At 60.0% G+C, this 12,273-nt stretch carries 10 protein-coding genes; all 10 read right to left on the bottom strand.

The features are described from left to right. Positions 1–16: 16 nt before the first annotated feature. Positions 17–2,794, bottom strand: coding sequence for a hybrid sensor histidine kinase/response regulator (locus ACSQ87_RS28505; RefSeq protein WP_223432859.1), 2,778 nt, complete (start codon positions 2,792–2,794; stop codon positions 17–19). A gap of 99 nt (positions 2,795–2,893) precedes the next feature. Continuing rightward, a complete protein-coding gene (gene purD / locus ACSQ87_RS28500) occupies positions 2,894–4,189 on the bottom strand; it encodes a phosphoribosylamine--glycine ligase (protein WP_223432858.1) in 1,296 nt (431 codons plus the stop codon). 190 nt (positions 4,190–4,379) lie between these two features. After that, positions 4,380–5,987 (bottom strand): bifunctional phosphoribosylaminoimidazolecarboxamide formyltransferase/IMP cyclohydrolase, encoded by a 1,608-nt coding sequence (gene purH, locus ACSQ87_RS28495; RefSeq protein ID WP_223432857.1) that lies wholly within the window; start codon positions 5,985–5,987, stop codon positions 4,380–4,382. 81 nt (positions 5,988–6,068) lie between these two features. Further along, positions 6,069–6,389 carry a DNA-binding transcriptional regulator Fis gene (fis, locus tag ACSQ87_RS28490; protein WP_007907419.1) on the bottom strand — a complete coding sequence of 107 codons (321 nt, stop codon included), beginning with the start codon at positions 6,387–6,389 and terminating at the stop codon, positions 6,069–6,071. Continuing rightward, positions 6,386–7,396, bottom strand: a complete 1,011-nt coding sequence (dusB, locus tag ACSQ87_RS28485; RefSeq protein WP_223432856.1) for a tRNA dihydrouridine synthase DusB — start codon at positions 7,394–7,396, stop codon at positions 6,386–6,388. The genes fis and dusB overlap by 4 nt, the downstream gene beginning before the upstream one ends. A 185-nt stretch (positions 7,397–7,581) precedes the next feature. After that, positions 7,582–8,790, bottom strand: coding sequence for a DUF3426 domain-containing protein (locus ACSQ87_RS28480; protein ID WP_223432855.1), 1,209 nt, complete (start codon positions 8,788–8,790; stop codon positions 7,582–7,584). 30 nt (positions 8,791–8,820) lie between these two features. Continuing rightward, a complete protein-coding gene (gene prmA, locus ACSQ87_RS28475) occupies positions 8,821–9,699 on the bottom strand; it encodes a 50S ribosomal protein L11 methyltransferase (RefSeq protein ID WP_140683146.1) in 879 nt (292 codons plus the stop codon). Between the two features lie 169 nt (positions 9,700–9,868). After that, entirely contained in the window at positions 9,869–11,227 is a 1,359-nt protein-coding gene (accC, locus tag ACSQ87_RS28470; protein WP_223432854.1) for an acetyl-CoA carboxylase biotin carboxylase subunit, read from the bottom strand. Between the two features lie 17 nt (positions 11,228–11,244). Further along, positions 11,245–11,706 (bottom strand): acetyl-CoA carboxylase biotin carboxyl carrier protein, encoded by a 462-nt coding sequence (gene accB, locus ACSQ87_RS28465; protein WP_046044753.1) that lies wholly within the window; start codon positions 11,704–11,706, stop codon positions 11,245–11,247. A 24-nt stretch (positions 11,707–11,730) separates the two neighbouring features. Then, complete coding sequence (gene aroQ, locus ACSQ87_RS28460) at positions 11,731–12,186, bottom strand: type II 3-dehydroquinate dehydratase (RefSeq protein WP_008031265.1); 456 nt, start codon at positions 12,184–12,186, stop codon at positions 11,731–11,733. Positions 12,187–12,273: the final 87 nt, after the last annotated feature.

Here is a 12,273-nt window from a genome sequence, read left to right as displayed (position 1 = left end):
TGCGGGGTCTGTCGGCTCAGGACGTTTGAGTCGCTGCCCGGATCTGCTGATCGCGCTGGGCCACCCAATGCTCGATCAGGTCACGCAGTTGCGACAGCTCGACCGGTTTGGCCATATGCCCGTCCATGCCGGCCTGGCGTGCACGTTCTTTGTGCTCGGCGAGGATGTGCGCGGTCAGCGCCACCACGGGGGTGCGAGTCCGCTGATTACCGACTTCCCAGGCACGCAATTGCTGAGTCGCGGAGAAGCCGTCGAGAATCGGCATTTCGCAGTCCATCAGGACCAGGTCATAACGCTGGGCTTTCATCGCCTGCAAGGCTTCTTCGCCATTGCTGGCGGTATCCGGTTGCAGGTTGAGTTTGCCTAGCATGCCGCGAATCACTTTGGTCGAGATGCTGTTGTCTTCGGCCACCAGGATGCGGAAATCGCTTGGCACCTTCACCGGTAAGGTCGGGCCGGTGGGCAGGTGATGCGAGATGGAAAGGCCCTTGTTTCGTTGGTTCAGCTCATCGGCCAGCGTCGTCTTGAGGGTATAGCCGGCCACCGGTTTGGCGAGGATGCGTTTGATCCCGGAGTTGCGCGCGATGATCTTGCTGGGCGCATTGCTGATGCCGGTGAGCATGATCAGCAGGATGTCGTGGTTCAGGCTCGGGTCTTCCTTGATCTTGGCCGCCAGTTGCATGCCGGTCATGCCGGGCATGTTCTGGTCCAGCAGGACCACGTCGAAGTAATCGCGCAAGTGAGCCTTGGTGCGCAGCAGCGCCAGCGCTTCCTTGCCGGACGCTACGGCGCTGACATTCAGGCCCCAGGCGGTGCACTGTTGCACCAGCACTTTGCGACACGTGTCGTTATCGTCCACCACCAATACCCGTGCACCCTGCAAGGGGCCATCAAGGTCAGACGTCGGGTGTTCGAGGCGGTCAGGGTCCAGCGGCAGGGTCAGCCACAAGGTGCTGCCCTGATTGGCGCCGCTCTTGATCCCGAACTCCCCGTGCATCAAGCGAATCAGCTGACGGGCGATCACCAGCCCCAGGTTGCCTCCCAGACGGGTGGCCGAGAGGAAGTGCTTGCTGTGCAGTTCTGCGTGCATCAATGCATCGCGCTCTTCGGCGTCCATCGGCTCACCGCTGTCCTGCACGGCAATGCGCAAGCGCGGTTTGACACTGCGCTCATCGAGCGCGACGACGATCAGGATTTCGCCTTCGTCGGTTTTCTTCAGGGCGTTTTCCAGCAGGCTCAGCAGAGTCTGGCGCAGGCGAGTCGGGTCACCGCTGATAACGCGGGGTACTTGCGGCTGGATAAAGCTGATCAGCTCGACGTTCTGCTGTTCGGCCTTGGCGCGGAAGATGCTCAGACAATCTTCGATCAGTGCGTTGAGGTCGAACTGCACATCATCCAGTTCGATCTGCCCGGATTCGAGCTTGGAGATGTCGAGAATTTCGTTGATCAGTGTCAGCAGTTCGTTGCCGGCACTGTGGATGGTTTGCACATAGTCGCGCTGCTTGACCGAGAGCGGCGTGCCCAGCAGCAGCTCGGTCATGCCCAGCACGCCATTCATCGGGGTGCGGATTTCGTGGCTGATTTTTGCCAGGAATTCGGCCTTGGCGTTGATCTCGGCGTTGCTGGCGGCCAGGTCGCGGCTGATACTGAAACGGTTTTCAGTGATGCTGCGCTGACGTTCGCTCAAGGCAATGCTCATCAACACGCCGCTGATGCAGATTAACCCCAGCAGCGTCATGATCAAGCCTTGCGGTGCGACCAGGGTCAATCCCAGCAGTGCCGGCAACATGATCAGAGTGCCAATGTTGAACACCACCATCGCCGCGACGAACAGGCGCGCCGGGCGATAACCTTTTTGCCAGTGATAGGCGCTGACGAACAACATGCTCAGACCTGCCAGAGCGACCAGGGCGTAGGTCATGATGTTCAGCGGCAGCGTGTTGACGAATAACAGCAGCAAGCCGCAGACCACGATGAACAGAATGTCCCCCAGCAGCAGCTTGTTCAGTGGGTGCGGGCCGAGCGGGGCGAAGAAGCGATAGGCGAACATCAGGCCGCACGGCGCCGTCAGCAGCAAGGCGAGGTAGGCTCCGGGTGTCTGCACCGCGTGCCAGTTCGGCAGCCAAGGTCCTGCCAGATTCAGTAACAGCAACAGGCTGAGCATCAACAATGCTTCGCATCCGGCCAGCCAGAAACTGCTGCGTGAGCGGGTATAGGCGTAGCGGACGAGGCTGTACAGGATCAGCATCGCGATACAGCCGAACAACAGTCCGTAGATCAGCGTCTGATTCTGATTGGCCGCGGTCATGACCGCCGACTGCAGGGTGATGTAAGGCCTCAACTGATGGTCGGAGACCAGTCGCAGGTAAACGTCGAGAGGTTTTTCGTTTTGCGGCAGCGGCAACATGAAGTCACTGCTGGGCAATGGTCGTTCAGCCTGGGGCTGGTTGGTTCCGGTGTTCAGTTGCTCGATCAGCGTGTCGCCGTCCAGCACATACAGATTGAGGTGCGACAGGTCGGGCGCGAATACCCGCAGCAACTGTTCATGCTTGCCGGGAGCGAGTCTGAAGCGCAGCCATAACGCACCATCGGGGTCGGCGGCGGTGAGGCGGTCGAGTTCGATGGGGCTGAATTGATTGGTGTAGCGAGCGGAACGGATGTCGCTGAGCTGCAGGTCACCCTGTTCGTCGAGCAATACCGCCCAGCCACTGCCTTGCGCGGCCTGGGCCGGGAGCATGCAGAGCAAGGTCAGCAGAGTGACGGTGAAACCTATGGCAATCCTGAGCCAGCGCACGGCGAAATCCCTTCGTAGGTTAATGCCAGAATATAACTATGCGCGGCGCCGGAATAGTCCGGCAAGGGCTCGAAGCCCTTGCCTGGCCGAATGACGTTCTTATTCCTGATTTTCGCCACGCTCGCGGGCAATGGCACGGTAGCCAATGTCCTTGCGATAGAAACAGCCTTCCCAGTCAATTTTGGCCGCCAGCTTGTAAGCCTGCTGCTGAGCGGCATCGACGCTGGTACCCATTGCCGTGGCGCAGAGCACCCGACCACCGGCCGTCACCACTTGACCGTCCTTGAGTGCAGTACCGGCGTGGAAGACTTTGCCTTCCAGTGCTGCAGCTGCATCGAGGCCGTTGATGGCAACGCCTTTAGCGTAGTCACCAGGATAGCCGCCAGCCGCCAGCACGATGCCGACGCTCGGACGCGGATCCCATTGTGCTTCGACCTTGTCCAGGGCTTGCGCCAGCGCCGCTTCGACCAGCAACACGAGGCTCGACTGCAAACGCAGCATTACCGGTTGGGTCTCAGGGTCGCCGAAACGGCAGTTGAATTCGATGACTTTTGGGTTACCAGCCTTGTCGATCATCAGGCCTGCGTACAGGAAACCCGTGTAGACGTTGCCTTCATCGGCCATGCCGCGCACGGTCGGCCAGATCACCAGGTCCATGACACGCTTGTGCACTTCAGCGGTCACGACCGGGGCAGGGGAGTAGGCACCCATGCCGCCAGTGTTCGGACCGGTGTCGCCGTCGCCGACGCGTTTGTGGTCCTGGCTGGTGGCCATCGGCAGCACATTCTTGCCGTCGACCATGACGATGAAGCTGGCTTCTTCGCCGTCCAGGAACTCTTCGATTACTACGCGCGAGCCTGCGTCGCCGAATGCGTTACCCGCCAGCATGTCGCGTACGGCGTCTTCGGCTTCGGTCAACGTCATGGCAACGATCACGCCTTTACCGGCGGCCAGGCCATCGGCCTTGATCACGATCGGTGCGCCTTTTTCACGCAGATAAGCCAGGGCAGGCTCGATCTCGGTGAAGTTCTGGTAGTCGGCCGTCGGGATCTTGTGGCGCGCCAGGAAATCCTTGGTGAAGGCTTTCGAACCTTCCAGCTGAGCAGCGCCAGCGGTCGGGCCGAAGCAATCCAGGCCACGGGAACGGAACAGATCGACGACGCCGGCGACCAGTGGCACTTCCGGGCCGACGATGGTCAGGGAAACATTCTTCTCGGCGAAGTCAGCAAGCTGTTCAAGGGCCAGCACGTCGATAGCGACGTTCTCGCACTTGGCTTCAATGGCGGTGCCGGCGTTGCCCGGGGCAACGAAAACCTTCTGCACGCGCGGATCCTGAGCCACTTTCCAGGCCAGGGCGTGTTCACGGCCACCGCTGCCAATGATCAAAACATTCATTTCAAAAACCTCGGATGACGCTAATTCTGTTTTTAGAGCCTAAAGCGCTTCACGCTGTAGGAGGTCGCAATGAAGTCGGTAGATGCCAGGCGGAGTCGACCTCGATGAGCGGCGTTGCCTTTTGGCAATGAGCATCATCGAGGTCGGCTCCAACGCAGCAGATGCCGGATTCAGTGCGGCCGTCGTCTAGTTAGTGACGGAAGTGGCGCATGCCGGTGAATACCATGGCGATGCCGGCCTCGTCGGCAGCAGCAATCACTTCGTTATCACGCATCGAGCCGCCTGGCTGGATCACCGCAGTGATCCCCACCTTGGCCGCGTTGTCGATGCCGTCGCGGAACGGGAAGAAGGCGTCCGAGGCCATGACCGCGCCCTGCACCTGCAAACCAGCGTGTTCAGCCTTGATCGCAGCAATACGCGCGGAGTTCACACGGCTCATCTGGCCAGCGCCGACACCGATGGTTTGACGGTTTTTAGCGTAGACGATGGCGTTGGACTTAACGTATTTGGCGACTTTCCAGGCGAAGATCAGGTCGTGGATTTCCTGTTCGGTCGGAGCGCGTTTGGTCACGACTTTCAGGTCGTCGGCGCCGATCATGCCGATGTCGCGGCTCTGTACCAGCAGGCCACCGTTGACGCGTTTGTAGTCCCAGGCAGCGGCGCGATCAGCCGACCACTCGCCGCAGGCCAGCAGTCGCACGTTGGCTTTGGCAGCCACGATGGCACGAGCTTCTTCGCTGACGGACGGGGCGATGATCACTTCGACGAACTGACGCTCGACGATGGCCTTGGCGGTTTCAGCATCCAGCTCGCGGTTGAAGGCGATGATGCCGCCGAACGCCGACTCGGTGTCGGTGGCGTAGGCCAGTTCATAGGCCTGACGGATACCGCCTTCGGCGTCCGGGCTGACGGCAACGCCGCACGGGTTGGCGTGTTTGACGATCACGCAGGCCGGTTTGACGAAGCTCTTCACGCATTCCAGCGCGGCGTCGGTGTCGGCCACGTTGTTGTACGACAGCTCTTTGCCTTGCAGCTGGGTCGCGGTGGCGATGCCGACTTCGGCCGGTTTGGCTTCAACGTAGAACGCTGCGCTCTGGTGCGGGTTCTCGCCGTAGCGCATTTCCTGAGCCTTGACGAACTGGCTGTTGAAAGTGCGCGGGAACTCGCTGCGACCGGAGGTAGCGAGGGTGTCAGCCGCCTGGTTCACGGTGCCCATGTAGTTGGCGATCATGCCGTCATAGGCGGCGGTGTGTTCGAAGGCCTTGAGCATCAGGTCGAAACGCTGAGCGTAGGTCAGGCCGCCGGCCTTGAGGCTTTCAAGGACGTTGGCGTAGTCGCTGGCATTCACCACGATGGCCACGTCTTTGTGGTTTTTTGCAGCCGAACGGACCATGGTCGGGCCGCCGATATCGATGTTCTCGATCGCGGTCGGCAGGTCGCAGCCTGGCTTGTTGATAGTCGCTTCGAACGGGTACAGGTTGACCGCTACCAGGTCGATCGGCTTGATGCCGTGCTCGTTCATGATGGCGTCGTCGATACCGCGACGACCGAGGATCCCACCGTGGATTTTCGGGTGCAGGGTTTTTACCCGGCCGTCCATCATTTCTGCGAAACCGGTGTAATCCGCGACTTCCACTGCGGCAACACCGTTGTCGCGCAGCAGCTTGAACGTTCCGCCGGTGGAGAGGATCTCGACGCCCAGGGCTTCAAGTTCTTTGGCGAATTCAAGGATCCCGGTCTTGTCGGAAACGCTGATCAAGGCGCGGCGGATCGGCAGGCGGGTAGTCTGGTCGGTCATTTCAATTTCCATCAAAAGCAAAGGAGTCAGCAAAAAAGGCGACCGTTTTTACGCGGGCGCCTTTCTGGTTTGATTGAATGCTTACAGCAAATCGTACTGCTTGAGTTTTTTGCGCAGCGTGCCTCGGTTCAGTCCGAGCAGCTCGCTGGCCTTGGTCTGGTTGCCCTTGACGTAGTTCATCACGCACTCGAGCAGGGGCGCCTCGACTTCGGAGAGCACCAGGTTGTACACATCCGTGACGGCAGCGCCCTCAAGGTGGGCGAAATAATTGTGCAGCGCCTTCTCGACACTCCCGCGAAGGGTCTGACCTTCTTCGCTCGGCGTATTGAGGTGCTGTTTCAAATTCACGTTGTCGCTCACGGGTGTTGTTCCACTCACTAAAGTCTCGGTCATCATCGTCATGCGGCCACCCCTTCTCCGTCCCCTGTCAGGCTCTTGTAACGTTCGGCGAAGAAGCCCTGAACGTTGGCGCATTGTGCTTCCGTATCTTCTAAACGATTGAAGTGGGCGCGAAACTCCCTGGCGCCCGGCAAGGTTGCGAGATACCAGCCCACATGCTTGCGAGCTATGCGCACGCCCATGACGTCGCCATAGAAGGCATGCAGCGCGGCCAGATGCTCAAGCAGAATACGTTCCACCTCGATCAGTTCCGGTGCCGGGAGTTTTTCGCCGGTACGCAGATAATGGTCGATTTCACGAAAAATCCATGGCTGCCCCTGGGCAGCCCGGCCTACCAGCAGGCCATCGGCACCGGTCGCATCGAGCACGTACCGGGCCTTCTCTGGCGAATCGATATCGCCATTGGCAAAGACCGGAATCGACACCGCCTGCTTGATCGCGGCAATGGTGTCGTACTCGGCTTCGCCGGTGTACAGATCGGCACGGGTGCGGCCATGGACTGCCAGCGCTGTAATGCCTGCCTGCTCGGCGATCTTCGCCACGGTCAGGCCGTTCTTGTTGTCCCGGTCCCAGCCGGTGCGGATCTTCAGGGTGACCGGCACATCGACTGCGGCCACCACGGCCTGCAGGATCTCGGTCACCAATGCTTCATCCTTCAACAGCGCGGAACCGGCGGCCTTGTTGCAGACCTTTTTTGCCGGACAGCCCATGTTGATATCAATAATCTGTGCGCCCAGTTCAACGTTGGCCCGGGCCGCATCCGCCAGCATCTGTGCATCACCACCGGCGATCTGTACCGAGCGGGGCTCGGGATCACCTTCGTGGATCATGCGCATCCGCGATTTGCGGGTGTTCCACAAGCTCATGTCGCTGGTGACCATTTCCGAGACTACAAGTCCTGCGCCCAGTCGCTTGCACAGCTGACGAAAGGGTTGGTCTGTGACCCCCGCCATCGGGGCGAGAATCAAGCCGTTGTGCAATGTGTAAGGACCGATGCGTACCGCCGACATAGGACTTCCCTGTTGTGGGGTCGGATCATGAGAGTTCGAAAAAGGGTTGGCATGATACCCGCTCTCGATGACTGGATAAAGGCTGAATTGAACAAAATCTGAACAGTTATTTTGTTATCGCCAGCGGTTTGGTATGAGCGGTCAAAGTCAGAAATATGCCGTCAAAGCCGAAAAACTGAACCGTTTCACTCGGGCGAATGGAAGCTCAGGCTGTAATTCACCGCTTTGGAGCCTGGATCGAGGATATCCAGTGCGATGTGGATCGGCGTTTGCGGAGGCATTTCCGCCATCCCTTCGAGATCGCCGTTGAGGTACTCGCCGGGCTTGAAGCGACGGCTGGCGATCAGGTGGCCGTTGAGGTCGGCAAAACGCAACTCCAGCAGCGGGAAAGGCTGGGAGAAGGGCGCGCGGTTGTAGATGATCGCGTCGACCACCAGTGCGCCGTTGAAGTCCGGGTGACTGCGGACCACCAGGTTGCTGCTTTTGATTTTGGCGATGTCGACTTTGGATGGCACGGTGCAGCCGATTTGCGGGCACAGTTGCTGGAACCACGGACGGTACTGGTCCTGACGTGCCAGTTCATCGAAATGGTAGGCGATGTACTGGCCGGCGAGCGCGGCAGCGCCGAGCAGGATCAACAGCAGCCAGAAAAATCGGCGACCCCAGGGTGAGCGGCGTTTTTGCCAGTCCAGTTGCAGTGGGTCATCGGTCAGGTCTTGCAGGGCTTCAGCGCGGACAGCCGGCTCACGCTTTTTGCGCTGAGGCTGGATCGAGGGCAGATCGTCGTCGATATCATCGGTCGCCGACAGGCGTTCGTGATGCATTGGGGCGTCGAGTGGGTCGTGCAGGCGCAGCTGTGGTGGCAGATGTTCGTCGTCCAGTTCCACCGGTTCCAGGGACAGCGAAGGTTCGGTGCGCGAGTATTTGCTCGGATCGAGTTCCAGCTCTGGCAAGTCGGCTTCAGTGGTCTGCGCACGATCGGCGGCCGATTCGCTGAACAGGCTGTCGGGCCACGGCGCTTCTTCGTGCTCGACGGTGTCCCGGCTGGCGCTCAGGTTGTCTTCGCGCTGACGGCCGAATTCCGTGGTCGGCTGGATCTCCCGTTGTTCGAGGCGGGCGAGCTCTTCGTCCAGGTCCAGGCTGTCCAGATCCAGCTCGGCGGCGGTCCATTGCTTTTGGCTGATGGCCCGCGGCTCCTGCGGTTCGGCGATGGCCGGGGCAGCCGGCGTGATCGCGTCCTTGCCGGATCGTTGCTCAAGTAGTTGCTTGGCGGCGTTGAACACCTGCAAACACGAGCCGCAACGAACCACCCCGCGGGCCACGCTCAATTGAGCATGGCTGACTCGGAAGCTGGTTTGGCAATGCGGGCACTGGGTGACGAAGCTGTCGGTCATGCGGCGATCCGGTTTATGCAGACACTCATTCTAGCGCCGACGGCCAGTAATGCGCACCCAGCCATCGCGATTGGCGATCGGGTCCAGATCGAAGTCCTGGGCGTAGGCTTTGGCGACTTCTTCACCTTGCTCGGCGAGGATGCCCGACAGCGCCAGACGACCACCGGATTTGACCAGGCTGGACAATTGTGGCGCCAGGGAAACCAGCGGGCCGGCAAGAATGTTGGCCACCAGCACATCGGCCTGAACTTGCGGCAGATCTTCCGGCAGGTACAGCGGGAAGAGTGCTTCGGCAATGTTGTTGCGCCCGGCGTTATCGCGGGAGGCTTCCAGGGCTTGCACATCGATATCGGTACCGACGGCTTCCTTGGCGCCCAGCAGCAGGGCGGCAATCGCCAGAATCCCCGAGCCGCAGCCGAAGTCCAGCACGTTGCAGTCTTTCAGATCCTGGCCGTCGAGCCATTCCAGGCACAGCGCGGTGGTCGGGTGTGTGCCGGTGCCGAACGCCAGGCCCGGGTCCAGCAGCAGATTGACCGCGTCAGGCTCGGGAGCTGCGTGCCAGCTCGGCACAATCCACAGGCGCTGGCCGAAACGCATTGGCTGGAAACCGTCCATCCAGCTGCGTTCCCAGTCCTGGTCTTCGATGACTTCGCTGTGATGTTCGGGCAGCGGGCTGCCGGTCAGCAATTCAAGGTGGGCCAATACGGTGGCGGCTTCGGTGCCGCCTTCGAACAGGGCCAGCAGGTGCGTGTGCGACCACAGCGGCGTGGTATTGAGTTCCGGCTCGAAGATCGGCTGATCTTCGGCGTCCATGAAGGTCACCGAAACGGCGCCGACTTCAAGGAACGCGTCTTCGTAGGTTTCGGCTTGTTCTGGGCTGATGGCGAGACGGACTTGCAGCCAAGGCATGGCGGGCACCTTTGAAAAATATTAATTGCAGCCTAGCGGGCTGCGAGAAGCGCGCAAGTTTACGCGAGCGCGGGGCTTTTGTGGGAGCGGCCTTGCTCGCGTGCACATTATGAAACCTCCAGAAACAACAAAGCCGCTCGAAAGCGGCTTTGTTGGTATGGATCACAGCTTAATGCTTTTCGCCAGCCAGCTTGTGCTCGAGGTAGTGAATGTTCACGCCCCCTTCGCAGAAGCCGGCATCACGGACCAGGTCGCGGTGCAGTGGGATGTTGGTCTTGATCCCGTCGACAACGATTTCGTCCAGCGCATTGCGCATGCGCGCCATGGCTTCGTCACGGGTTGCGCCGTAGGTGATCAGCTTGCCGATCAACGAATCGTAGTTCGGCGGAACGGCATAGCCACTGTACAGGTGCGAATCGACGCGAACGCCGTTGCCGCCTGGTGCGTGGAAATGCTTGACCGTGCCTGGGCTCGGCATGAAGGTTTTCGGGTCTTCGGCGTTGATCCGGCATTCCAGCGCGTGACCGCGGATAACCACGTCTTCCTGGGTGAACGACAGCTTGTTGCCGGCGGCGATGCTGAGCATCTCCTTGACGATGTCGATGCCGGTGACCATTTCCGATACCGGGTGCTCTACCTGGACACGAGTGTTCATCTCGATGAAGTAGAAGTGGCCGTTTTCGTAAAGGAACTCGAAGGTGCCAGCGCCACGGTAGCCGATGTCGATGCAAGCCTTGACGCAGCGTGCGAGGACTTCAGCCCGTGCCTGCTCGTCGATGCCCGGTGCCGGCGCTTCTTCGAGAACCTTCTGGTGACGACGTTGCAGCGAGCAATCGCGGTCGCCCAGATGGATGGCGTGGCCCTGGCCATCGGAAAGTACCTGAACTTCCACGTGACGTGGGTTGGTCAGGAATTTTTCCAGATAGACCATCGGGTTGCCGAACGCTGCGCCCGCTTCGGTGCGGGTCAGTTTTGCGAAGGAGATCAGGTCTTCTTCTTTATGCACAACGCGCATGCCGCGACCACCACCGCCGCCAGCGGCTTTGATGATCACCGGGTAACCGACTTCGCGACCGATGCGCAAAGCGGTTTCTTCGTCTTCAGGCAGTGGGCCGTCGGAACCCGGAACGGTTGGAACGCCCGCAGCGATCATGGCGTGCTTGGCCGATACCTTGTCGCCCATCAGGCGAATGGTGTCGGCTTTCGGGCCGATGAAGGCGAAGCCGGAGTTTTCGACCTGTTCAGCGAAATCAGCGTTTTCCGCAAGGAAACCGTAGCCTGGGTGAATGGCGGTAGCGCCGGTCACTTCGGCCGCGGCGATGATTGCCGGGATGTGCAGATAAGAGTGCGCGGCCGAGGCCGGGCCGATGCAGACGGATTCGTCTGCCAGACCCAGGTGCATCAGTTCTTTGTCGGCCTTGGAGTAAACGGCGACAGTCTTGATGCCCATCTCTTTGCAGGCACGCAGGATCCGCAGGGCGATCTCACCGCGGTTGGCGATCAGAACTTTTTCCAACTTCGCAGTCATCAAAGTCTCTCCGCGGTTCAAACGATGGTGAACAGCGGTTGGTCGTACTCAACCGGCTGGCCGTCTTCGACGAGGATAGATTCGATCACACCGCTGGATTCAGCTTCGATGTGGTTCATCATCTTCATGGCTTCGACGATGCACAGGGTGTCGCCTTTCTTCACGGTCTGGCCGACTTCAACGAAGGACGGCGAGGCTGGCGAAGACTTGCGATAGAAGGTGCCGACCATAGGCGAACGGGCAACGTTGCCGTTCAGAACTGGCGCGGCCGGAGCAGCAGGTGCGGCGGCAGCAACCGGGGCAGCAGCCACAGGCGCAGGCGCCGGAGCATGCATTGGAGCCGGTGCGTAATACTGCTGAGCCGGGGTCTTGCTGTGACGGCTGATGCGTACGGACTCTTCGCCTTCCTTGATCTCGAGCTCGTCGATGCCGGACTCTTCCAGCAGTTCGATCAGTTTCTTAACTTTACGGATATCCATGAATCATCAACTCCCAAGGGTCGGTCAGGGGCGTATAGCTTGTTGTTCAAGCTGTTCCAGGGCAGCCTCCAGGGCCAGTCGATAACCGCTGGCGCCAAGGCCGCAGATCACTCCCACCGCTACGTCGGAGAAGTAAGAGTGATGGCGGAAAGGTTCGCGTTTGTGCACGTTAGACAAATGCACTTCGATGAATGGGATGCTCACCGCCAGCAGCGCGTCACGTAATGCGACACTTGTGTGCGTAAAAGCTGCTGGGTTGATCAGAATGAAGTCCACACCTTCGCTGCGGGCAGCGTGGATGCGGTCGATCAATTCGTACTCGGCGTTGCTTTGCAGGTGCAGCAAATGGTGGCCGGCTTCACGGGCGCGGCGTTCCAGGTCCTGGTTGATCTGCGCCAGTGTCGTAGCGCCGTAGGTGCCCGGTTCACGGGTGCCGAGCATGTTCAGGTTGGGTCCGTGCAGAACCAGTAGCGTCGCCATCTGCTGTTCCTTGTTATCTGTGTGCAATTGTCAGAACCCGGCGACTATGCCGCAAAGCCTTTGTGACTGTCCAGTTCTATGCAATAG

The sequence above is a fragment of the Pseudomonas sp. LjRoot277 genome (genome assembly GCF_964253845.1).
Lineage (GTDB): Bacteria > Pseudomonadota > Gammaproteobacteria > Pseudomonadales > Pseudomonadaceae > Aquipseudomonas.
The sequence above is the reverse complement of the archived record's forward strand: the minus strand, read 5'-3'. Positions and strand labels throughout refer to the sequence as shown.